Here is a 23,305-nt window from a genome sequence, read left to right as displayed (position 1 = left end):
GTTGCTATTCGCTATGCTGTTACTTTTGCTTTACCAACTGTTTTGCGGATGAATGGAACTACCCAGCGGTCTAAACCGTATCTGCCTGCGTTGTATCCTGCTGTTAAAATGATGAAGCCTAAGAAGATATCAGTTGGGTTATGAGAAACAGTTCCTGCTAAGAAGAAAGAGAAGTTCATCACTAGACCAAAGAACATAGCTGCAGTTGTTAAACATCCAAGCATAAGTCCTAAACCAATCAATGTTTCGCCCCAAGGAACGATGAAGTTAAAGACATCAATATTCGGTAGTGCAAAGCTTTCTAGGAAGTTCACATACCAGCCGTAAACCATGTTACCATCTGGACCTTTTACTGGATTTGCTACTGCATTTTTCAAGTATCCTGCAGCGTCAAATCCTCCTGTGATCTTACCAAAACCAGCTGTGAACCAAGCGTACCCAAGGTATAAACGAATAATAGTTAAAATAGCTGCTGAGATTTTATTTTCTCTTAAAAAATTGTTAAACATAAGTCATTCCGCCTTTCAAAATTTGTTTGTTCTTTATACTTACACTATATTGGATTTCGATGGTTAATAACATGGGTACAGTGTTAAGTTCACAGTTTGTTTGAAATGATTTGACGGAATATTGAACACCTATTTTTCAATGATTTTCTAGAGGAATGGTATACCTTTTTTAGCCTCGTTTCTAAGGATTATGCTATACTTTAGAAAGTTTGTTTAGGAGAGAGAGGTTGCTTTTCTTGGAATTATTAGAGTCAAAAGCGAAAACGAGATCAACTTACATATATTTTTTTATAATTGGGATTGTACTTATCGCCTTTAATCTGCGCCCGGCGATTACCTCACTAGGACCTTTAGTTGGTATGATTCAGGAAGATGTTGGACTTGCACATTGGAGTGCAGGTTTATTGATGAGCCTGCCTTTAGTGGTTTTTGCGATCATGTCGCCGCTTGTTCCAAAAATAGCGAATAAGTTAACAAATGAATTGACGTTAATTATGGGGTTAACGTCTCTTCTAGTCGGTATTGCGATTCGATCGATCCCGATGACCTTATTCCTTTTTACTGGGACTTTTTTAGCTGGATTGGGGATTGCGATTGGTAATGTTCTTTTGCCAGCAGTTGTGAAGGAGAAGTTCCCAGAAAAATTCGGATTGATGACCAGTGTATATTCAACCTCAATGGGACTAATCGCATCTTTAGCATCCGGTGTCAGTATTCCTTTAGCAATGAATCTAAACCTTGGGTGGCAGGGGGCCCAAATTGTATGGGCTTTACCTGTAGTAGTGGCAATCATCGCATGGATTTTTCTTCGGAAAAATAATTTAGGGAATTCCAGAGTTATACAACAGAAGGAGATTGCTGATGCTAATCGACTTTGGCGTACTCCTCTTGCCTGGCAGATCGCCATTTTTATGGGATTTCAGTCGTTTTTATTTTATGTAACGATTTCTTGGCTGCCTGAAATCTTACATAGTCACGGAATGAGTATGGGAGCTGCGGGATGGATGCTATCCTTTACCCAACTCGTAGGATTACCGGCCAGTTTCTTCATTCCCGTCCTCGCAGGACGTTCACAATCACAGGTAAGGATTTCGTTCATGTTAGGGATGTGCGCCGTTGCTGGGTATAGTGGATTATTGTTAGGCTCATCCTACCCGATTTTAATTGTAAGTATTGTTTTGATTGGGATCGCGCTGGGAGGAAGTTTCCCCTTAGCGCTAACCTTTATAGGACTTCGCGCACGAAGTGCAAATCAAGCAGCAGCATTATCAGGAATGACCCAATCAACAGGGTATATTCTTGCAGCAGTAGGTCCGTTGTTTATTGGCTATTTATATGATATGGCGCATTCATGGACCATTCCCATCATTACCCTTATTGTAGTTTCGGTCGTTGTAATCATATTTGGAATGTTATCCGGCCGCAATAGGTATGTATAGACCACAAATAAAAAACCGAAGGAAAAATCCTTCGGTTTCTATTGAATAAATATTAATTTTTTAAATCAATAACAACAGCTTCGTCTTCAGTTACTGCAACTTCTTCTGTTACTACTTCAACAGTTTCTTCAGAAGTTTCAGTATCTACAGTTTCTTCAGCAGGTACTTCTACAGTAACTTCATCTGCTACTGCATGTACTGCTGAATTGGCTGCTGCATGTGCTTTAGCATTATCGCTTGCTTTTACACTAGCTTGTGCCTTTGCTTTGTTAGTTGCAGATGGGTTTACTTTTTCAACCTCAGTTACTTCTGCTTCTTCAACTACTTCAGTTTCTTCTGTTTCAGTCTCAACTTCTACTGCTTCTTCATCAGCCACTACATCTTCAGCAACCTCTTCAGATTCAACTTCAGTTCCTACTTCAACAGCTTCTTCAGCAGGTACTTCTACAGTAACTTCATCTGCTACTGCATGTACTGCTGAATTGGCTGCTGCATGTGCTTTAGCATTATCGCTTGCTTTTACACTAGCTTGTGCCTTTGCTTTGTTAGCTGCAGATGGGTTTACTTTTTCAACCTCAGTTACTTCTGCTTCTTCAACTACTTCAGTTTCTTCTGTTTCAGTCTCAACTTCTACTGCTTCTTCATCAGCCACTACATCTTCAGCAACCTCTTCAGATTCAACTTCAGTTCCTACTTCAACAGCTTCTTCCGAAGTTTCAGTATCAACAGCTTCTTCAGCAACTTCTTCCGCTACTGCATGTACTGCTGAATTGGCTGCTGCATGTGCCTTAGCAGTTTCGCTTGCTTTTACACTAGCTTGTGCCTTTGCTTTGTTAGCTGCAGATGGGTTAGCTTTTTCCTCTTCTTCAACAGTTTCAGCATCTTCGTCATCTTTAGTTTTTACAATTGCGTCTGTTTCAAAATCGATGTTTTCGGAATCTTCATCCTCATCTTCTTCATCTTCAATTCTAACAACTGAGTCGGAGTCAGCATCTGTTTCTTCTTCCTCTTCTTTTGCGTCATCCTCATCTTCCGTTTTTGCAGCTACATCGTTATCAACATCAACTGCTTCTTCAGATTCAGAATCTGCAGTCGTATCCGTTTCAGTTCCATCTGTTCCAAGTTCAATTACAGGTGTTGTTTCCTCAACTTGTACTTCTTCCTTTACTTCCTCTTCCACTACCACATCTTCAGCTTTTTCTCCCTTTCCATTAACAGCTGAATTTGGGGCTGCATGCAATCTTGCCGTTTCGCTTGCATGTACGCTCGCCTGCGACTTACTAGCCTTTTCTTCTTTTGGCTTAACTTGTGCGCTTACTTTATCTTTTGCCTGAACAGCTGGTGCTGCCGGAGCAACTGGTTTAACATTCACATTAACTTTTGCGTTATTGGATTGTTTCACTTGAACACTTTTTTCAACTTTCGCGTGATCTGGGCCAGCTGCTTCCGTAAATTGACCTCCAGCAAAAATTCCAAACGATAATGCTCCAGCAAGTACAAAAGATTTAGCAACTTTATTAGGGTTTAAGTAATGTTTCATTTATAATTCGCTCCTTTTATTATCATGATCCGTGGCTTTTAGCTGCGGGTGACATTGGTTAATAAAGGAGCAGCCTGCGGCGGTTGCGATGGCGGAGCATTCACCCATTGAGTATTCAGCAAGGCTTGCCGGGAGAGGTACGGCTGAACAAGTTTGATTTCAAAATAGTCATTCCATTCAAACCATTTATCCAACAAGCTTAAATTATTTATCCCATGATTGACCCGATCATTTGATTGACCCCCTGAACCGTTGCTTCTCTGTGTTTGATTCAGTACTTGATTTACCTTAGGTATCTCTTCCTTGCTGGCAGGATCATTCTGTGGCTCCTGCACAACGGATTCTGATTTTGTTATGTCTAAGTCTTTTCCTTGCAAATAGAGAATATTATCTACTTTTACTGGTGTTACTTTTTCGACTTTTACTTCACTATCAGTATCTTGGATATAATTTTTAGGTCTCGACTTTTCTACAATATGATTTGCCTGGACAGCCTCTGCTTGTTCGGGTCCATTGACCTGAGCAACCTTCTCAGCCTTCTTTACCCCCGACTTCGCGTTTTCATTTGCCTGCTCTGGCAAACTTTTTTTCAACGCAGCCTGATTTGGAGTATTCTGGGCTGACAGCTGTTTAGCCTGTGCTTGGTTTTCACGAGCATGTTCAGGAATCGTCTTGTTCAGCGTTTGCACCTCTTCAGCTTTTGCTGGTACTGCTTTTGTTGCCGGTTCTGATATTGAAGCATGTTCCGGTATTGAAGCCGGAGCTTGTCCCTTTTGAGGACGGAGTTCATTCTTCTCAGCAAAAGCATTGTCTGGAAAAAACATCGCCGCACTAATCATTAGAACTGATATAAGAAATTGGCGGAAGTGCACTATTTCACCCCCTTTCAATGGATCTTTACGTTCACGGACAAAATTCGAGCAAAATCTTCGTTTTTTGTCGTCTTTTCTTAAAAACGATTCTTTTCACCCACCTACCTCCGACGTTATGGGTAATTTTTAATAGAAAAAAACGACGATTCGAGGGGGGCGAATCGTCGCTTTTGTTACCACTTATGCAGCTGATTTTGCCTTACTTTTTCCAACTGTTTTGTTGATGAATGGTACTACCCAGCGGTCTAAACCAATTCTTCCTGCGTTGTAACCTGCAGTTAAGATGATGAAGCCTAAGAAGATATCGGTTGGGTTATGTGATACTGTTCCAGCCAAGAAGAAGGAGAAATTCATCACTAAACCAAAGAACATCGCTGTTGTTGTTAAACATCCAAGTAGAAGTCCTAAGCCAATTAATGTTTCGCCCCAAGGAACGATGAAGTTGAACACATCGATGTTAGGTAGTGCAAAGCTTTCTAAGAAGTTAACATACCAACCGTAAACTATGTTGCCATCTGGACCTTTTACCGGATTCGCTACTGCATTTCCTAGATAGCCTGAAGCGTCAAATCCGTCTGTAATTTTATGAAAACCAGCTGTAAACCAGGAGTAACCAAGATATAGACGAATAACAGTTAGGATAGCTGCAGAAATCTTATTTTCTCTTAAAAATTTGTTAAACATAAGTCATTCCGCCTTTCAATATTTGGTTGTTCTTTATACTTACACTATATTGGATTCGGAGCTTTATTAACATGGGTATAGTGTTAAGTTCACAGTTTGTTTGAAATGATATGACGGAATGTTGAACAGCGCTAAAAAGCGAGTATTATACTTCGCCATCCGCCAGTATTTCTAGCTATCCGCCAGTATTTCTCGCCATCCGCCAGTATTTCTAGCTATCTACAAAAAAAGCTAAGTGACACCGACTAGCCCAGTGTGTCTCTTAGCTTTTTTTGTGATTTTAAATGATACATATTTTTATCCGCCACTTTTAATAGGTCATCAAGGCACTTTCCATGGTTAGGATAAAGAGCTGCGCCGATTGAAACACTTATTTTTACATCATGAAATGATAGCTTCTTCAAATTATGGTGGATTCGCTCTAGCATTTGGTCCAAATCTTCCTTTTTTTGAACATCAGGTAAAAAAATTAAGAATTCATCTCCCCCCCAACGGGCTACTATATCCGTTTTTCTTACGCTTTTCTTCAATTGATTCGTGATAAGTAGTAAATATTCGTCTCCTATTTTATGTCCCAAAAGATCATTGACCAATTTAAAGTCATTTACGTCGAGAAGCAAAACCGCACCACTCTGACCATTTTGTTCCAACCTAGACTTAACAATAGCAAATGCAGATTCAACATATCTTCTATTATAAATGCCAGTTAACGGGTCTTTCTCCGAATAATACTTTGCTTTATCGTATTGCTTTCCAAACCACCAAGCAAGTGGAAGCAAGACTGGATATCCAATATACTCAATCCAATCTATATAACCATCTCTTAGAAAATAATAAGATGTATAGAGTAAATTTATTATGAGAACGAATAAAAATGTAATGATCCTACCTTTATATCTCATTTTATCAACATCCTTTTAATAAAAAACTTTACTGTACCAAGATGATGAAGCGATTACATTTTCAATAGACTTAAATTGGTTCACAATACAATTCTACTATAAATATTGGAAAATTTAGTATGAACATTGTTAATAGTCGAAAATTCGGCAAACTCTGACTGTTTTCTTCCTAACTAATCGTTTGATTAAAACGACTACAAACCCTTTCGAATAACGGAATTTTAACTGTTTTTCAGCGAAATTTCTGTCGATAAATAGTTTGGCAGTATTCACCTAGAATTTCCCTTTTTTTCTAAAAATCATATAATAATAGTAAAAAAGTTCTAGGAGTCTACTACATGGAAAATCAAAAAAAGAAAAACCCATTATGGGCTTGGTTTGTCCTTATTGCTGGTGGGTTATTTTTGCTGCAATCTTTGCCTGGCATGCTTCTTACTATTGCAATCCCAATTTGGAAACCAGATGAATTCAGCTTTTTTACCGTCATTTATATCCCTATCGTCCTAGGCATTCTTGTAGTGACCATTTGGGGTTTAAAAAAGGCATTTTCAGCAATAAAGGATTATCAACAGGTGAAAAACACCGGAATTTCAGCCCCTCAGCCAAAACCTATTATTCTGTCAGCACCCGCTGCAAAATACCGGTTTGGCCATGGATTGTGATTGGGTCTGGAGCCGTGGTTGTGATTGGTTCTGGGCCAGGTGCAATTATGCTGCCAATCATGCCGCTTTTCTTAGCCGGAATGTCAACAGATTCACTAGATACCCCGGATTATGTACCAATCCTCATTTTCGTTATTGGATATGGATTGATGATTGGCTATACGTTCCTACTAATCAAAGCGATAAAAACACTCAGGAAAAAATAGCCCAAAAGACTCTAAGAAAAAAAGACAACTCCTATGGAATTGTCTTTTTTGTGTAAACCTTTTATGCAGTTATTTTTGCCCTGTCTTTACCAACGTAAGTCTTAGTTGTTTTACGGATAAATGGTACTACCCAGCGGTCTAAACCATATTTACCAGCGTTGAAGCCTGCTGTTAAGATGATGAAGCCTAAGAAAATGTCTGTTGGGTTATGAGATACTGTTCCTGCTAAGAAAAAGCTGAAGTTCATTACTAATCCGAAGAACATTGCTGCTGTTGTTAAACATCCAAGCATAAGCCCTAAACCTATTAATGTTTCGCCCCAAGGAACGATGAAGTTAAAGACATCAATATTAGGTAGCGCAAAGCTTTCTAGGAAGTTAGCATACCAGCCGTAAACCATGTTGCCATCTGGACCTTTTACCGGATTCGCTACTGCATTTTTCAAGTATCCTGAAGCATCAAATCCTCCTGTGATCTTACCAAAACCAGCTGTGAACCAAGCATACCCAAGGTATAAACGAATAATTGTTAAAATAGCTGCTGAGATTTTATTTTCTCTTAAAAAGTTGTTAAACATAAGTCATTCCGCCTTTCAAATTTTGTTTGCTCTTTATACTTACACTATATTGGATTTCAATAGTTAATAACATGGGTATAGTGTTAAGTTCACAATTTGTTTGAAATGATTTGACGGAATGTTGAACAGCTAAAAATGCTTACCATCCGCACATAAAATGTTGCCATTTAGACGTTATTATAAAATAGCATGTTTTTGCCAAAAACACGATTAGGTAAAGCCCTAAGACTCTATCAAGATATACCAGAATTATTTACGACTTTCGCAATTTTTCCACTATTTATAGAGCTGTTTCCATCATTGAGGAACTATGTTACTATCGGAAAGGTTTTGGAAAAATTGTATCTCTTAATAGAAAAAACAAGTCATTCTGCCCTTCCAAAACCAGATCAAAATAATATAAGAGGTGTATGATGAGAACAGATAGATTTATTGAAACTGAAAACTCGAAACTATTAATGGACATTGTTGAACTCAGAGTAAAACTAAGTAATTTATATAATAGTACAGGTCCAAACACATCCGAATATGTAAGTCTTTCGATCAAACTTGATTGCCTGATGAATGAATATTTTGATGAAAAACTTGCGCAGATTGTATAACAAGTAGGAGACTAGCACAATATTGGCTAGTCTCATTTAAATTAAACTAGTAAGATAGTGACCAATTTTTATTTTTTCAACCATGTCCTTTATGCCCTTTTTTCTATATATAAAGGGTGAAGCCGGCATTATTAAAAGAAAGGAGTGAAATCGCGTGGAGCAGATGATAGCTCTCATCAGTGAGGTAGGATTTCCAATCGTTGTCACCCTCTACTTGCTATATCGGATAGAGACAAAGCTAGATATGGTGGTCCAATCGATTCAAAATCTACCTGAACGCATGAAGGCATGAACACTAAACTTAGGTGGGTTTTTAAAATTAATAGAAACGTAAACCTTTGTTCATAGTTTGTTCATACTTAAGGGATAAGATAGATACATGAAGAGGACAAACTTTTTTCTCTCTCTTCCATAACCCCCTTTTATAAGATTTCTTTTGGATTCGGCAACCGGCCGAATCTTTTTTTTGTGAAAAAGAAACATTTCTATCTATCTGAATGAATAACTTCTAAAGACGAGAAGCTTTTTGTGGAATGTCTCGTCTGTTGATTGGAATTTGTTTAAGGTAGGTGTGATATGGATTTAAAGATAAAAAAATGTCTAGAATGCGGTGGAACTTCATTTACCAAAGCCAGTGACCATAAACTTCTTCGCTCGTTAGAAAAAAGCTTTACCAAGGGTTCCGAACAAAACTTCACAGTCTGCACCTCTTGTGGTGAAGTACTGCTAATCAAAATTTTACACCCAGGGAAAAGTAAATAAATAACCAAAAAGGCATTCGCATGACGATTGCCTTTTAAATTACTACATTCCTAACATCCAATTTATTTTTGCGGCTAACAAAAGGGAGATGTTTTCATTTAACATCCCTTCTTTCGTATGTGCTGGAGTAAAGCAGCATACTTTTCCTTTTCCATAGGAATGCTTCCAGCATGCAATAGAATCCCCAGATTCTCCGGTACTCCGGAGATCCACTTCTGTATTGTTCACATCACAGTGAACAAAATAATGCTCATCAAGTAGTGTAAATGACTTATCAACTTGCATATAAGTAACCTCTTGCAGTCCTGGTGGATGGTAATCAAAAGCTCCCCGAAGCATTTGGGTGTAACGAGTTTGCTTTGGATATCCAGCCATACCAGCATGCCAAGCTAAGACACTACCACCGTTTTTTACATAGTTTGCAATCTTCTCATCAATTTCCTCTGTTAACCAAGTGACTAATTGTTCATCTCTTGGGTTAAGCACATTCATTTTTGCATTGATAAAAAGGTCTGGTTGGCTATCAAGTACTTGAGAAACTTCCTCGTATGTAATGTACTGTAATTCTATTTCTGCCTTGTTTGGTATTCTATTAATTGCTGCTTCTAAGCCTGCTTTGGCATCATCACCGGGGTGCCAATAATCTCCTACTAATGCCGCTATTTTTATCAAGGTTCATCCATCCTCTCTTGTTTATTATAATTTCGGCACCATTCAACAAATCCCTTCTTAATTAATCGTTTGATTAAAAGTGCCGGAATCTCTTTATAAGGTGGATTTTGATACATTTTCCGGGAAATTTTTGTCGAACAGATAGTTCGGTGTTACAATTGCAGACTGTTTTTGACAGTAATCAAATAGATATTAGCGTGAAGGGATGTTATTGATATACTTACCATATGCTTTTAAAAAGGGGGGGCCCATCGTGCAGCGAATAAAATTTATGATTCAATTTTTCCTAAAAGAGCCTCTGTGGTTTAGATTATTACTCTCGATAACTTTCCTATCCTCCGTCATTTTCAGCAGTTCCGCTTTTTCGAATAACGCTTTTTATGAGGGTTTATCCAAATTAGCGGCAGCCATCTTTTTTTCTGCTCTTGGAATAAAGATGAGAATGAATCGAATAATAGCAATCATCTTATTTGCTCTGGCAGCTTTCTGTATTTACTTATCCATCCTAGCACTATATTAAAATGGCCTATTCCCAGCCTAAAAGTAAAAGCAGTGATCTATTCACTGCTTTTGCTTTGCCTATTCAAATGCCTTCACCGAAGGAGCCTCATAGTTTAAAAATTTCTCCAGTAAGGCAGCAGGCTCTTCCTCAATAATCGCCATATTACGGAATTTTTCTTGCAAAAACTTTTGGTCAATCATATGCTCAAACAAGCGGATCAGCGGGTCATAATAGTGATTGATATTGAGGAGACCGCACGGCTTTTTATGCAATCCAATTTGCCCCCATGTGAATACTTCGAAAAACTCTTCAAGTGTACCCGTTCCGCCTGGCAAAACGACAAATCCATCAACCAAGTCTGCCATTTTTGCTTTTCTCTCATGCATCGTTTCAACGGTGATTAGTTCCGTCAACCCTTTATGCGAGATTTCACGTTCCTCAAGAATCTTAGGAATGACACCAATCGCATGCCCGCCTTCACTTAGCACCGTATCTGCAACGGCGCCCATCAATCCAATGCTAGAACCACCGTAAACTAACGTAATATTCCGTTTCGCTAGCTCTTTTCCCAATTGAATGGCTCCAATTTTATAAGCCTCTGAAGCACCTAAACTTGAACCGCAATAGACCGCTACTCGTTTCATGCTGCGCCTCCCTAAGTTTCCATTTTTACTTTGATTATAGTGAAAGTTACTAAGTAAAACAAACAAAAAAACAGGAAGTCACCCTCCTGTGTTGTTAAGAAAAATTCCGTTCTTGTTTCGTAAAAATGCTAGACATTTCGCTGCGTTTCTTCCACATATATGGCAAGTGGTTGGTTTTTTGATTGAAAATGGAAATAAGTTCATCAAAACCTTTCATAGCATAAAGATTGAACGCCTGACCGCTTGCAGTCTTAACAAGTATGCTGCGCGTTGTCAGATGATCTTCTCCACTTTCGTTATCATAGTATTTGGTTTCGGTAACCTCTTCCCACCCGTATTCATGGAGTGAGGTCCCTTTACTTTGTTCACCAACTTCACCGTGAAGCCCTTTTCGTGACAGATAACGGTCGTATCCGTTCCAAAATAATGAAACATACCGAAAGCAACAACTGCCAACATCAAAACCAATGTACCGAGAAAAACATGAATGGTTAGTAAACCTATACCGATGATTCCTATGATGGCAGCTGTAATGAACGACATTCTTACAGAATTATGATTTGAAAACTCCTTACCCATCACAACACCCCCTTTTTTAAAATTTTATGAAATTCATTACCTTATATGTTATCTCCTAAAAATAAACATAAAAAACACATAAACAACCAAAATGGATATTCTACATTACTCTACACGTTTCTACTAGAATAATCCTTATTAAATGTTTAACTTAAATAGCAGTTTCATGCATACAAAGCATTTTGAATTTTTCCCCAAATAAAAGACCACTTACGAAACCACTTTTACATTAAATCGTATTACTACTATGAAAGAAGGTGGTTTAATTGAAAAAATGGCTTTCTAGTATTATTCTATTCACTTTGATTTTGTTTTTCCTATTTCCAACCCTAGGCTTTGCTGTGGAATTTTCTATTACCAATGTGAAAATTGATGCTTTCTTGCTAAAGGATGGAAATGTGGAAGTGAAAGAATCACACACATATCAGTTTGATGGTGAGTTTAACGGAATCAGTCGTGAAATCATCCCGAAGGAATCTGCTGCCATCAGCCAATTTACCGCAACAGAGAATGGAAAAAGTTTAAAAGTTGAACAAGAAGACGACCTTTATAAGATTCACCGTAAGGGCGAGGATGAAACCATTACTGTAATACTACATTACACCATTGAAAATGGGCTGGAGGTCTATCAAGACGTTGCCCAATTTTATTGGCCATTTTTCGATGACAGAAATGAATCATCTTATGAGAATCTCTGATGACATAATTGCTTTTGGATATGACGAAGCATATAGTACTGAAACCATCCAAAAAGATGGATCTGTCCTATTTAAATTAGGATATGTTCCAAGCAGTACGAATGCTGATATCCGCCTGGCCTATCCTGCTAGCCTGTTCACATCTGCACCCCACACCGCAGATAAACCAATGAAAGAGGAGATTCTTAAGGCAGAGCAAGAACTTAACCTGCAAGTTGCTAAAGATGCAAAAACAAGGGAAACACTTTCAACGATCAGTACAATAGGACTTCCCGCTTTTACAATTATCTTATTTCTGTTAATGGTGAGAGATTGGATGACTGCTCGTTCCAGACGAAATGACCTCCTACGTGAAGGCAATACATTCGGTTCCGTACCAAAGCAAATCATGAGTTTGCCGGCTACAATCTTCTTTACGAACAACAGTTATCTTCCTGCTCAAGCGATGGCTGCAGGGTTGCTTGATTTGGTCCGCCAGGGGTAAGTGACCAAAACAGCAGAGGATCATTTTCAACGAGTGAAACCAAAAAGCCCATTAAAGCATGAAAACGTACTGATGGAGTGGCTTTTTGATAAAATTTGCTCCGACAATACCTTTAGCTTCGACGACCTAACGGCCTATACAAAAAACAAGAAAAACCATGATAAATTCCATTTATTTCAGGCCCAGTGGAGAGACGCCATAAAGCAGGAGCTGGATAGTTATTCCCTTTTTGAAAATAAAACAACCTATCGTTTGGTCATTGGTTTTTCAAGCGTACTTTTGCTGCCGTTTCTGTTCTTTTTCCCGATTTATGATCTCTTAGGATCATTCTTTATGGCGCTCTTGCTGTTTTTTACGGTCATTTTATACTCAATTTTATATCGGCCAAAAACCTGGGAAGGTGCTAGGATTGCCTTTGACTGGAAGCAGTTTAAAACTTGCTTTAAGGAAACATCTCAAACAGATTGGGAAAAATGGTCTGAGGATGATCGCATGCGTGCTTATATTTACGGAATCGGCATAAGTGGCAATGAAATAAATCGGAAAAACGATGAGCTAATCGAAGCTTTCACTCCACCAGACAACTATTATAGCAATGATGCGGTATTCAACTCTATTGTCTACATTGGACCAACCACTTCCTCCAGTTTTCGGTCTGCTTATCAATCATCAGGCAGCAGCGGAGATGGAGGCTCCAGTTCTAGTGGCGGTGGAACGAGTGGAGGCGGCGGTGGCTCTGGCGCTTTCTAACTGAAGCTTGGGGGATATCCTCAAGCTTTTGTCATTTTAATTACATAAATTTGTAAGTATTATATAATAGAGTTAAAGATGTAAACGGAAACAACCTTTAATTTTTAAAAATACTTGCTATCAACGGAGGGAAACGTATGTATCCAAATATTTTGAGACACCCGGGACCTACCCCAATTCCAAAAAGAGTACAACTTGCCATGAACCAGGATATGATCAGTCATCGCACGGAAGAGTTTGTACGGTTATATCGTGAAACAACCAATCGTGTAAAACCGATTTTCGGAACGAAGCAAGATATTTTACTTCTGCCATCAGGCGGTACGGCAGCATTAGAAGCGGCCGCTGTAAATACCGTTTCTCCTGGAGAGGAAGTCGTTGTCATCACCGTTGGAGCCTTTGGAAATTATTTCGTATCGATTTGTGAGCGATATGGTTTCAAGGTACATAAACTTGAGAAAAGTTGGGGCGAGGCTTGTACGGAAGAAGAGCTAACGGAGTTTCTTAAACCTTTATCAAATATTAAGGCCGTTTTTGCAACATATAACGAAACCTCAACAGGAATTTTAAATCCGATTGAAAAATTAGCCAGGGTTGTTCGGACACAAACTGACGCTCTATTTATTGTTGATGGAGTTAGCTGTCTTGGTGGAGCGCCGGCTGAAATGGATGAATGGGGAATTGATATTTTAGTAACCGGTTCACAAAAAGCAATGATGCTCCCTCCTGGACTTGCTCTGCTAAGCGTTAGTGAACGAGCATGGAAAGTGATAGAAAATACGAATAAACCTGCTTATTATTTGGATTTATTAAGCTATCGTGAGTGGGCATCAAAAGGGATGACCCCCAACACGCCTGCGATTTCATTAATTTTTGGACTTTCCGCTGTCTGTGATTTGATTGAGGAGGAAGGCGGTTTTGCACAAACAGTTGCCAGACATGCGTTAATGAAGAATATGGTTCGTGAAGCGATGAAGGCACTTTCGATTGATTTGTTGACATCTGATGAATATGCCTCACCAACAATTACTGCGATATGTGCACCTGAAGGAATTGTTGCTTCCTCGTTCATTGGACACTTAAAGGAGAAATATCACCTGGATTTTGCAGGCGGTCTTGGTCATCTCCAAGGGAAGATTTTCAGATTCGGGCATATGGGCTACTGCTTCCCTAGCGATATCCTTCAAGCACTGTCGCTCATCGAAGCCGGCTTACAAGATTTCTCCTACTCCTTCGAACCAGGGGCAGGATTGACAGCTGCACACAAAGTATTCTTGTCTGCACAGCGGAAATAATGCTTAAGAGAGAGGCATTTGGTCATGGTGACTATGCCTCTTTTCTGTGATTTGTGCTAGGGTGACTATCTCCTTTGACCCAAATGCTTTTCATGGATGCTCGTCAGTCACTCCAGACCCCCTGCATTGACCCAAACGCATTTCATGGAGCTCTTCGGTCACTCCAGACTACTTGCATTGACCCAAACGCATTTCATGGAGCTCTTCGGTCACTCCAGACCAAGCGGTTACAGGCACCATAGATATTATTGAACGACTTATTATGTAATTTTAATTAACTAAGGATACCGCAAATAAGCGGTATCCTTTTATTCCACCTAAACTCTCTCCATAATTTTCAAAAGATCAGGATGTATACTAGGATGTGCCGCTAGTAAACTCCCGCCTTTTTCTAGGGAAAGTTCTGACCCATTTAACCTGGTTATCGTTCCGCCGGCTTCTTTTAAAATGATTACCCCGCCTGCATAGTCCCATGTGCTTAATGCCGGCATGACGTAAGCATTTAAGGTGCCTTTGGCAATCTCACATAGGCTTATGGCCGCTCCACCAAGCATTCTAAGACCTCTTGTTTTTTGATAAATTTCTATAATACTAGAATGAACGGATTCCTTCGTCCTCCAGTCTTCCCACATCATGGTCGTAGAAACCAGCGCTTCTTTTAACTGTATCGGCTTGTTTAAGCGTAACGCAACGCCATTCACATAGGCACCCTTATCTTTTTCGCCATAGAACAGTTCATCTGTTGAGGGATTATAAACAACGCCAATTATGCCGACTCCTTTATGAACGATACCGACAGAAATTCCGTAAAAGGGAAAGTTGTGGATAAAATTAGTAGTACCATCAATCGGGTCGATAATCCACTGGGTGGCAAAGTCAGAACGTTCATCTTCAAATATCCCTTCTTCCCCAACAATCCCATGTTCAGGGTACCTCTCTAAAATACTTTCTACTAAAAACTTCTCCACTGCTCGATCAACCACTGTTACTAAGTCAGAGAAGTCGGCCTTTTCCTCAAGTTCTAAAGGTTCCTTTCTTAATTTTAAGAGTAATTTACCTGCAGCCCTTACGATACCTTCGGCAAATTTACCTAATTCGCTTACGCCCAGTTCCATATCCCTTTATCTCCCTTCTATTTAAAAGTTCTATCGTTCAGCTTGTTGTCCAAACAGATTGCTACATGATAACCTTATATCCAATTTGTTAAAACTATGCATATTCTAATTGTAACAAAAGAAGCATAGCCTTCCCTTAGGCTATGCTTCCAAATGTAAAAATAAATCTAACCAGATATTCAGTATACCCTTGATTCCTCATCTCCTCAGCCATACCAAGCTCAGTTTGTTTTAAAGCCTCTCAGTCTTCCAGCTCATCGCTCTTATAGTGTTGTGTCTTTATCCCTTAATTCATAAAGTAATTCCGCTAGTTCTTTAAGAGCCCTTTTGTTAAGCAACCGATCGGAATGTATATCAGGCAGGCTTCGGTATCCTACTTCAATCCCTTTGAGCCCTCCTGTAATCGCGGCAATCGTGTCGCTGTCATTGCCCATATTGACAGCACCAATGATAACGTCCTCAAAGGAATTACGATTTAGCAGCCAATAGAATACCCATTTAAGTGAATGAACCACATAGCCGCTCGGCGGGCAATCCGGTTCTCTGCTATAATCGATATCATATCGGGTGCCTTTAATTTCTGCAGTGATAGCCTCCCTCAACTCATCACCATGAAGAAGTCTGTTCGCGATCCGATTATAGATGACACATGCTTCAGAAGCGGAGTCCTCGAAATGTGTCATTTTCGATTGGCGAATGGACACTTCATCCATTTTTTCGATATCAGAATAAGCGAAGGCAATTGGCAAGCATCTCATCAGCGTACCATTTCCGCCGCTTTGCCCCAACTGGCCATGCGTGACTTCTGCAGCCTTGACCCAATCTCCCTTATAGTTGCGAAACGTGGAAGAAATCGTAATCCCAATATCCTTCGGACGAGTATCTCTCCATTTTAAAAATTGTTCCCCAATTTCTGCAATGGGATCGTGGGAATTAGCTAGAATTCCATTTGCCACTGCCACTGTCATCGCCGTATCATCCGATGTCTCCCCTCGTTCAAAGCCGAACACACCGCCACCTAAAATTTCCGTTACCACACCATATTTCGCTTTTATTTCCTCTGGACTCATGAACTCCGTCGCTACGCCCATGGCATCCCCAATCGCAAATCCAATCAAACCGCCCTTCATTCTATCAAGCATGAACAACACTCCCATTTGATTTTATTTTACCGATAGGTATATTGTATCAAATATCAACGACATAATTTGGTGCGATAAAAATGAGTTGCACCTCCACGTGGTACCACAGAAAAAATTCCTCGTTCTAAAAAGAGGATAGCCTTCATGAGTAAATCCCCCGATTAGTATACGATAAAAAAGGATTGGGCCACTTGCACCGTGAGGAGCGAGAAACCCAATCCTTTTTATAACTACATCTGGTGCCCAGGCACCCTACGAATGTCAGGAACCTAAAGCACCTTACTTAAGAATGCCTTGGTCCGTTCATGCTGAGGGTTGCCGAATAACGCATTCGGTTCATTTTCTTCCACAATATAACCGCCGTCCATGAAAATAACACGGTCACCAACTTCCCTCGCAAAGCCCATTTCATGGGTAACAACGACCATTGTCATCCCCTCTACCGCAAGCTGTTTCATGACTTCTAAAACATCACCGACCATTTCAGGATCAAGCGCAGAAGTCGGTTCGTCAAAAAGCATAATCTTGGGATTCATGGCTAGAGCCCTTGCAATCGCAACTCGTTGCTTTTGTCCACCGGACAGTTCTCCCGGATAACTATTTGCTTTTTCTCTAAGTCCTACTTTATCTAGTAAATCAAGCGCTAGTTTTTCCGCTTCTGTTTTCTCAGTAGAATGAATCTTAATAGGTCCCAAAGTGATGTTTTCTAAAACGGTTTTATGAGGAAATAGATTAAATTGTTGAAATACCATTCCAACCTCTTGTCTTACTTTGTTAAGATTGATCTTTTTGTCCGTTATATCATGTCCATTTATGACTACCTGACCACCCGAAATTTCTTCCAACCGATTTAGACACCGTAGGAATGTACTCTTTCCGGAACCGGAAGGGCCAATTACACAAACGACCTCTTTTTCTTTCACTTCTGCATTAATATCTTTTAAAACCTCTAGGTTGCCAAATGATTTTCTCAAGTTTTTTACCGTGATCATGCTCATCGAAGTTGAAACCTCCTTTCTACGAAATTAGCAAGAAGTGTTAACAAATAAATGATGATAAAGTAAATAATACCTACAGCCAGCCAAATCTTAAAAGCTTCGAATGTTGCTGAAGCTTGAATCTGTCCTTGCTGAGTTAAATCGGCTATACCAATAACCGATAAAAGCGAAGTATCTTTTAAGCTAATGATCGATTGGTTCGTAATGGTTGGGAGCATTCTTCTAAAAGCCTGTGGAAGTACGATATAGCGCATCGTTTGTGCACTAGTAAAACCAATCGATCTTGCCGCTTCCGTTTGCCCCTTATCAATAGATTGAATACCCGCTCTTATAATTTCAGCAAAATAGGCCCCTGCATTGATCGCAACCGTAATAATTCCGGCTGTCGTACTGTTTAAGGAAATGACCTGGAGTGAATTTATACCAAAATAGATAAAGAACAATTGCACAATAAATGGTGTTCCTCGAATTGCGTCTACATAAGCCTTTGCGATCCAGTTTAAAATCTTAAGAGGTGCAAGTCGCAGCAAGGCAATCACTAAACCTATTAAAAATCCAAGCAGTATAGCAATCAAAAAGATATAAAGTGTCACTTGAAGCCCCTTTAATAACATAGGCAAAGCTGAAACAATAATATCCACCCTATTCATCCCCTTTCAAAAAGAAGGCGCGCTAGCTTTAAGCACGCCTTATCTTATTATTTTATTCACCAAGATATGTTTTTAAAATTTTATCATACGTTCCATCTTTTTTAAGCTCAGCAAGTCCATTATTAATTTTTTCTAATAACTCCTTATTTTCACCTTTCAATACAGCAATTCCGTATTGATCTCCATTTAAACGATCTCCCACAAGTTTCAATCCAAGATCCTTCTGGGCAATAGCATAAGAGATAACAGGGTAATCTTCAATTAGTGCATCTGCATTTCCATTAGATACTTCCTGGAACATCGCAGGACTATCGTTAAATTGAACAACTTCAATTCCTAGTTTGTCAGCATTATCTACTGCATATTTCGCACCAGTTGTTCCTTTTTTAACGGCAACCTTTTTCCCTTTAAGGTCATCAACGGATTTAATCGTTGAATTATCTTCTTTAACAACGACGATTAATCCAGCGTCAAAATAAGGTGTTGAGAAATCTACAATCTTTTTTCTATCATCAGTAATACTCATTCCAGCAATAGCCACGTCAAGCTGGTTAGCCTGCATAGCTGGGATAATACCGCCAAAATCCATTGGAGAAAGTTCGATTTCAAATCCTTGATTTTTCGCAATCGCATTGATTAATTCGATATCGATACCCTTATACTCGTCTCCTTCTTTAAATTCAAACGGAGGATAAGTTGTATCTACACCGACTTTATATACTTTTTCACTTTTACCACTTTCACTTGCTGTTTTATCGGTCCCACATGCAGCAATAAATAGAGTAAGAACCAAAAATAAAGTAATCAGTCCAAATTTCTTCATTACATTCACTCCCCATTTTTTAGTTATTACTATTATCATAGTAATAATAATTCCTTTTATAATATAACATAAATCTAAATAGATGTAATAGTGGAAATTCTTTAAATATAATAAACTAGAAGGTAAATAGACTACCATTCTTCTGTTAACACAGGAATAAAATCCATAAAATTGAAATGTATGCCAAAAAAAATGTTATCCTATTTTATTATATTGAAAAAAGGTACCTCCAAAAATTGTGACCATTTATTACAGTATAAAAAACTTCTTTGATTTCTGATTACAGCTTTATTTCAGAAATATTATCGCAATATAAATGCCACTTATGTAAACGAATTAACACCTCCCTGTTCTTTTTCTCAGAATTTTCTATGTTACGATAAATAAAAATTAGCAATCAAAGAACATGGAGGGTAAAAGAATGCTTAAGAAAATGGTATCAATTTTAGCAGTTGCTGTACTCTCAGTAACTGTAAGTGCTAATGTTCAAGCTGCATCGATTACAGTACAAAAAGGAGACACCCTTTGGGCTCTATCGCGTGCAAATAACACATCTGTAGAAAATATCCAAAAGTTAAATAATCTTACCACAGATCTTATTCACCCTGGAGATATACTAACTGTTGCCCCTGAAAAACGTTATTCTGTTATAAAAGGCGACACACTATGGGACATTGCCATTGATCACCAGGTAACCGTTTCTCAAATTAAAGAGTGGAACCAACTACATAGCGATCTCATCCATCCAGGATTAAATCTATTAATCTTTGAAGGTTTAAAAGATACGACGATTGCTTTAACAGATAACCCAGTACAGCCTGAAGAATCAACACAAAAGGAAAGTGCACCTTCAGTTGAAGCGGCAGCACCAACTGAAAGCGCACCTGCAGTAGAAGCGACAACACCAGCACCTGCTGCACCAGCAGCACCAGCATCTAGTTCAAAGGAAATTATCGTAGAAGCAACAGCCTATACGGCTTCGTGTGAAGGTTGCTCTGGTATTACTGCAACAGGAATTAACCTAATAGAAAATCCAAATCAAAAGGTCATCTCCGTTGACCCATCTGTTATACCCCTTGGCAGTAGAGTTTATGTAGAAGGTTATGGTGAAGCTATCGCCGGAGACACTGGCGGAGCCATTAAAGGAAATAAAATTGATGTTTTCATTCCTTCAAAACAAGACGCCATCAATTTCGGAAGAAAACAATTGAAAGTAACAATCTTAAACTAATATAAAAAAACTCGTCTAACTCTAGACGAGTTTTTTTAGTATATTTTTCCTTTAATCCTAGAGCACCTTAATTTGTTCTTCTACCGATATAGCGGTGACAGGCACCAACAACAATCAATAGCACACCCAAAAGAAGGATATTGTACATATTGCTAGCTGTGTTTGGCAGGGTTCCTGGTTCTTTCTCTGCGTTGTTTTCTGGAGTTGGACTATTTTCGGTTCCGTTTCCTGGGTTATTTCCTGGAGCGGCTGGAGTCTCACCTTCTCCTTCTCCACCAGTATCTTCACCTGGTTCATCACTTCCATCTCCGGGATTCTCTTCTTCGGCAGATGTTGTGACAACGGTCGTTCCATAAATCAAGCGTTCAAAGTCATTACTGATTCCAACAACTTCAATGCTGTACTCGGTATTACTCTGAAGGTCCGTTAAGGTATAAGATGAAGCATCTAAATCTAGTGCTACTTCCTCCCCATCCACCACAATATAGTAAAGGAAATCCTCGTAACCATCTTGCGTAACGGGTGACCAACTAATCTCAATAGAATTCTGTGTTACTTGGTCGACTGAAATATCGAGATATTCATACATGACCAAGATCCCTTTGTCTTCAAGTGTCCGGATAACGGAAAGGTCGTCGGAACCTTCACTTAAATCCAATGAATTCTTCATGAGTATAACGTATTGTAAATTCTCTAATTCTAGTAAGCTTGAAATATCTTCAATTTCGTTAAAGCCGACGTTAAGGAATTCAATATTCATTCCCGCTAACGCAGAAATATCTTTTATTTTATTCCCTTGTAAAGATAACATCATTAGATTTGGAATATGAGATAGAATACTGATATCGTTTATTTCATTGTTATCCAGCATTAAAAGCTCAAGATTTGTTAGAGAACCCAACGCTGAAATGTCTGTAAGATTATTTTTGCTCATCGATAATTGAACTAAATTCGTGAGGCCAGCGATTGGCTCAAGATTGCGAATATCGTTAGAATCCAATAGCAACTCACTAAGATTAACAGCTAACTCTAATCCTTCGAGTTCCTCAATGCCTCGAGCACTAGCATCTAAGCTTGTTAGTAACGCCATATCACTCTCATATAAATCGCGTGAGTAAATATGCAATGCATCACGTACGGCTTCTTTTAGAGCAGGGTCTTTTAACGAAACCAGCTCACCCTCTGGTACAGGTGTTGTTTGCACATAGGTATAGGCACTGCCCCAAATGAAACCATCTTCATCGACTGCATCAATTGAAATCTCATATTCTGTTAATGGCTCAAGATTTGTAAACACATAAGAACTCTCATCAACAGGAATTTCTGCAACTAATTCACCATTTAGGTAAAGATTATACGTGCTCACGAAATCAGTAACACCAGGAAAACTAAATTCTATTCCAATCGAAGTTTCTGAAGCCTCTTGAATAAGAATTTCGTTACTTTCTAACTGCCATTCAACCGTAACACCCTTCGTGATAAGGCTTTTTAGCTCTTCAACATCTTCGGAACCTTTTGAAAAATCAAGACCTTCGTTACCATGTAACGCTACATAGGTAAGATTCGGAAGTTCATTAAGAACAGAAATATCTTCAATTTGGTTAAAAGCCACTAACAATGTCTCAAGACTTTTTAACTGGGATAAATCCTCAAGACTTGTTATTAAATTCTCATCTAAATCTAGTGACACTAGATTCGTCAGGTTCGCAAGCGGTGAGAGATCTTTAATTTGGTTGCCATAAAGCAACAGGTCAGCAAGATTGACCGCTAACTCAAGGCCAGATAAATCACTAATGTCTGAAAAGCTTGCATCTAGATAAGTCAAATTTCCCATATCATCTGTGTAAAGATCACGATGATAGATTTTCAACTGATTTTTGATTGCATTTTTTAGATTGTCATCTGCAAAAACAACTTCTTCGCCTACTGGAAGTGGTGATGTCATGACATCCGCACTTACGGTCTCCATGGTTCCATCTTTGTAGACATAGTCTACTTTTACCTGATACGAAGTTGCAGGCAATAAACCGGAATACGTATAAGATGTCGTAAATGGATCTGTGATTTCTTCCACCAACTGGTCATTTAAGTAAACACGATATTTTTCTATTTCTTTGGGATCAAAGTATCCATCCCAGTTAATAGAAATCGATTGGTCCGTCTTCCCTTCAACCTTAATAATCTTTTTCAATATAAGTTTTTCATCAGGTAATACCATTTCAATTGGGTTTGTTACATAGTCTTTTCCACTCTCGACCGTGAACTCCGCGCTAATTTCTTCTTCGGTAGAGTAGTTGTATGTATTCAAAGTGTACGTTCCAATAGGAAGTTCTATGTCGCGAGAACTAGACTCGGAGTCGATAAAAAAGCCTTCCTCATCCAAAAAACCATAATAACTAACCTCAGCGCCCTCAATGAAAAAATCAAACTCAAAAGGAATAGTACCTTGATCTGTCACCACTTTAATCGTTGTCGTAACGATCTCTTCCTCAGGATTCTCAACCAAAGTAATTTGGTTATCTTCTACTGGTCCAGCAAAAGTATGTTCCAGTGGTGCACTTACTATTTTTTCCCCTGTTGATAGGTAAGCAGCGATTTCATATTTATAGAATGTATTCTTTTCAACCTTTTGATCTTCATAGGAATACCTTTTGACCTGATCTTCCGTCGATTCATTTAATAGAACCGGTTCAATATCTAGCACTTCACCATTTTTTATTAATTGGTAGTTTGTTAGCTCTTCTTCCTGGTCGTTCACCACTTCCCAAACAAGCACAGTGGACTCACTTTTCTCTGTTACGTCTAGTAAATGTAACCCTGCCGCAGCATAAGTCTTCAAACTAGCAAACGGGCTAAACAAAGAGAATAGTAATACGAGAACGATGGAAAGATTCGTCCATTTTCGATTAGACAAACTTCTTCCTCCTTAAAATAATAGTTTTCTACTAAAATAAATTATACCTGTCC

General features: G+C 38.9%; 26 protein-coding genes. 11 read left to right on the top strand and 15 right to left on the bottom strand.

Going from position 1 to position 23,305, the window contains the following annotated elements:
• Window positions 1-11: 11 nt before the first annotated feature.
• Complete coding sequence (locus QUG14_RS21325) at window positions 12-509, bottom strand: DoxX family protein (protein WP_289342430.1); 498 nt, start codon at window positions 507-509, stop codon at window positions 12-14.
• Window positions 510-745: 236 nt separating this feature from the next.
• Here QUG14_RS21325 and QUG14_RS21320 point away from each other — a divergent pair, with 236 nt between their 5' ends.
• A complete protein-coding gene (locus QUG14_RS21320) occupies window positions 746-1,948 on the top strand; it encodes a CynX/NimT family MFS transporter (RefSeq protein WP_289342429.1) in 1,203 nt (400 codons plus the stop codon).
• A 52-nt stretch (window positions 1,949-2,000) separates the two neighbouring features.
• On the opposite strand, the gene QUG14_RS21315 is transcribed toward QUG14_RS21320, so the two are convergent.
• The 4 genes from QUG14_RS21315 to QUG14_RS21300 form a co-directional block, all read right to left on the bottom strand.
• Window positions 2,001-3,488 carry a hypothetical protein gene (locus QUG14_RS21315; protein WP_289342428.1) on the bottom strand — a complete coding sequence of 496 codons (1,488 nt, stop codon included), beginning with the start codon at window positions 3,486-3,488 and terminating at the stop codon, window positions 2,001-2,003.
• Window positions 3,489-3,526: 38 nt separating this feature from the next.
• The gene (locus QUG14_RS21310; protein ID WP_289342427.1) at window positions 3,527-4,360 is read right to left on the bottom strand and encodes a hypothetical protein; all 834 of its coding nucleotides are present in this window, start codon (window positions 4,358-4,360) and stop codon (window positions 3,527-3,529) included.
• Window positions 4,361-4,540: 180 nt separating this feature from the next.
• Entirely contained in the window at window positions 4,541-5,044 is a 504-nt protein-coding gene (locus tag QUG14_RS21305; RefSeq protein ID WP_289342426.1) for a DoxX family membrane protein, read from the bottom strand.
• 245 nt (window positions 5,045-5,289) lie between these two features.
• Window positions 5,290-5,946 carry a GGDEF domain-containing protein gene (locus tag QUG14_RS21300; RefSeq protein WP_289342425.1) on the bottom strand — a complete coding sequence of 219 codons (657 nt, stop codon included), beginning with the start codon at window positions 5,944-5,946 and terminating at the stop codon, window positions 5,290-5,292.
• 338 nt (window positions 5,947-6,284) lie between these two features.
• On the opposite strand from QUG14_RS21300, the gene QUG14_RS21295 reads away from it, so the two are divergent.
• Together QUG14_RS21295 and QUG14_RS21290 are read left to right on the top strand one after the other, a co-directional pair.
• Complete coding sequence (locus QUG14_RS21295) at window positions 6,285-6,608, top strand: hypothetical protein (RefSeq protein WP_289342424.1); 324 nt, start codon at window positions 6,285-6,287, stop codon at window positions 6,606-6,608.
• Window positions 6,609-6,628: 20 nt separating this feature from the next.
• The gene (locus QUG14_RS21290) at window positions 6,629-6,814 is read left to right on the top strand and encodes a hypothetical protein (RefSeq protein WP_289342423.1); all 186 of its coding nucleotides are present in this window, start codon (window positions 6,629-6,631) and stop codon (window positions 6,812-6,814) included.
• A 61-nt stretch (window positions 6,815-6,875) separates the two neighbouring features.
• On the opposite strand, the gene QUG14_RS21285 is transcribed toward QUG14_RS21290, so the two are convergent.
• On the bottom strand, window positions 6,876-7,391 hold the full coding sequence (locus tag QUG14_RS21285; protein WP_289342422.1) for a DoxX family protein: 516 nt from the start codon (window positions 7,389-7,391) through the stop codon (window positions 6,876-6,878).
• 413 nt (window positions 7,392-7,804) lie between these two features.
• Here QUG14_RS21285 and QUG14_RS21280 point away from each other — a divergent pair, with 413 nt between their 5' ends.
• Together QUG14_RS21280 and QUG14_RS21275 are read left to right on the top strand one after the other, a co-directional pair.
• Window positions 7,805-7,993, top strand: a complete 189-nt coding sequence (locus QUG14_RS21280) for an aspartyl-phosphate phosphatase Spo0E family protein (RefSeq protein ID WP_289342421.1) — start codon at window positions 7,805-7,807, stop codon at window positions 7,991-7,993.
• 163 nt (window positions 7,994-8,156) lie between these two features.
• Window positions 8,157-8,285, top strand: coding sequence for a YvrJ family protein (locus tag QUG14_RS21275; protein WP_483310812.1), 129 nt, complete (start codon window positions 8,157-8,159; stop codon window positions 8,283-8,285).
• 512 nt (window positions 8,286-8,797) lie between these two features.
• Here QUG14_RS21275 and QUG14_RS21270 read toward each other — a convergent pair.
• Window positions 8,798-9,427: a ThuA domain-containing protein gene (locus QUG14_RS21270; RefSeq protein ID WP_289342419.1), complete on the bottom strand. Its 630-nt coding sequence runs from the start codon at window positions 9,425-9,427 to the stop codon at window positions 8,798-8,800.
• A gap of 253 nt (window positions 9,428-9,680) precedes the next feature.
• Between QUG14_RS21270 and QUG14_RS21265 the strand changes: the two genes are divergently transcribed.
• Window positions 9,681-9,947 (top strand): hypothetical protein, encoded by a 267-nt coding sequence (locus tag QUG14_RS21265; protein ID WP_289342418.1) that lies wholly within the window; start codon window positions 9,681-9,683, stop codon window positions 9,945-9,947.
• Between the two features lie 59 nt (window positions 9,948-10,006).
• Here the strand turns inward: QUG14_RS21265 and QUG14_RS21260 are convergent, their stop codons facing one another.
• Together QUG14_RS21260 and QUG14_RS21255 are read right to left on the bottom strand one after the other, a co-directional pair.
• Window positions 10,007-10,573, bottom strand: a complete 567-nt coding sequence (locus QUG14_RS21260) for an LOG family protein (RefSeq protein WP_289342417.1) — start codon at window positions 10,571-10,573, stop codon at window positions 10,007-10,009.
• Between the two features lie 273 nt (window positions 10,574-10,846).
• Window positions 10,847-11,152, bottom strand: a complete 306-nt coding sequence (locus tag QUG14_RS21255) for a hypothetical protein (RefSeq protein ID WP_289342415.1) — start codon at window positions 11,150-11,152, stop codon at window positions 10,847-10,849.
• A gap of 266 nt (window positions 11,153-11,418) precedes the next feature.
• On the opposite strand from QUG14_RS21255, the gene QUG14_RS21250 reads away from it, so the two are divergent.
• From QUG14_RS21250 to QUG14_RS21240, 4 genes are all read left to right on the top strand, one after another.
• Window positions 11,419-11,850, top strand: coding sequence for a DUF2207 domain-containing protein (locus QUG14_RS21250; protein ID WP_289342413.1), 432 nt, complete (start codon window positions 11,419-11,421; stop codon window positions 11,848-11,850).
• Window positions 11,789-12,334, top strand: a complete 546-nt coding sequence (locus tag QUG14_RS29800) for a hypothetical protein (RefSeq protein WP_353961085.1) — start codon at window positions 11,789-11,791, stop codon at window positions 12,332-12,334. The genes QUG14_RS21250 and QUG14_RS29800 overlap by 62 nt, the downstream gene beginning before the upstream one ends.
• Window positions 12,335-13,084 carry a DUF2207 family protein gene (locus QUG14_RS29795; RefSeq protein WP_353961084.1) on the top strand — a complete coding sequence of 250 codons (750 nt, stop codon included), beginning with the start codon at window positions 12,335-12,337 and terminating at the stop codon, window positions 13,082-13,084.
• 137 nt (window positions 13,085-13,221) lie between these two features.
• Window positions 13,222-14,379 (top strand): pyridoxal-phosphate-dependent aminotransferase family protein, encoded by a 1,158-nt coding sequence (locus QUG14_RS21240; RefSeq protein ID WP_289342412.1) that lies wholly within the window; start codon window positions 13,222-13,224, stop codon window positions 14,377-14,379.
• 317 nt (window positions 14,380-14,696) lie between these two features.
• Here QUG14_RS21240 and QUG14_RS21235 read toward each other — a convergent pair whose 3' ends face one another.
• The 5 genes from QUG14_RS21235 to QUG14_RS21215 form a co-directional block, all read right to left on the bottom strand.
• Window positions 14,697-15,494, bottom strand: coding sequence for an inositol monophosphatase family protein (locus QUG14_RS21235; protein WP_289342410.1), 798 nt, complete (start codon window positions 15,492-15,494; stop codon window positions 14,697-14,699).
• A 263-nt stretch (window positions 15,495-15,757) separates the two neighbouring features.
• Window positions 15,758-16,636, bottom strand: coding sequence for an ADP-ribosylglycohydrolase family protein (locus QUG14_RS21230; RefSeq protein WP_289342409.1), 879 nt, complete (start codon window positions 16,634-16,636; stop codon window positions 15,758-15,760).
• A 269-nt stretch (window positions 16,637-16,905) separates the two neighbouring features.
• Window positions 16,906-17,634 (bottom strand): amino acid ABC transporter ATP-binding protein, encoded by a 729-nt coding sequence (locus tag QUG14_RS21225; RefSeq protein ID WP_289342408.1) that lies wholly within the window; start codon window positions 17,632-17,634, stop codon window positions 16,906-16,908.
• Window positions 17,631-18,275, bottom strand: a complete 645-nt coding sequence (locus QUG14_RS21220) for an amino acid ABC transporter permease (RefSeq protein ID WP_289342407.1) — start codon at window positions 18,273-18,275, stop codon at window positions 17,631-17,633. Before QUG14_RS21220 ends, QUG14_RS21225 begins: the two co-directional genes overlap by 4 nt.
• A 61-nt stretch (window positions 18,276-18,336) precedes the next feature.
• The gene (locus tag QUG14_RS21215) at window positions 18,337-19,107 is read right to left on the bottom strand and encodes a transporter substrate-binding domain-containing protein (protein WP_289342405.1); all 771 of its coding nucleotides are present in this window, start codon (window positions 19,105-19,107) and stop codon (window positions 18,337-18,339) included.
• Window positions 19,108-19,528: 421 nt separating this feature from the next.
• Here QUG14_RS21215 and QUG14_RS21210 point away from each other — a divergent pair, with 421 nt between their 5' ends.
• Window positions 19,529-20,338 carry a LysM peptidoglycan-binding and 3D domain-containing protein gene (locus tag QUG14_RS21210; RefSeq protein WP_289342404.1) on the top strand — a complete coding sequence of 270 codons (810 nt, stop codon included), beginning with the start codon at window positions 19,529-19,531 and terminating at the stop codon, window positions 20,336-20,338.
• Window positions 20,339-20,405: 67 nt separating this feature from the next.
• On the opposite strand, the gene QUG14_RS21205 is transcribed toward QUG14_RS21210, so the two are convergent.
• Window positions 20,406-23,252: a leucine-rich repeat domain-containing protein gene (locus QUG14_RS21205; protein ID WP_289342403.1), complete on the bottom strand. Its 2,847-nt coding sequence runs from the start codon at window positions 23,250-23,252 to the stop codon at window positions 20,406-20,408.
• Between the last annotated feature and the right edge of the window lie 53 nt (window positions 23,253-23,305).

It is taken from the genome of Neobacillus sp. CF12, from assembly GCF_030348765.1.
GTDB lineage: Bacteria > Bacillota > Bacilli > Bacillales > Cytobacillaceae > Neobacillus.
This window is presented reverse-complemented; position numbering and strand designations above follow the sequence as displayed.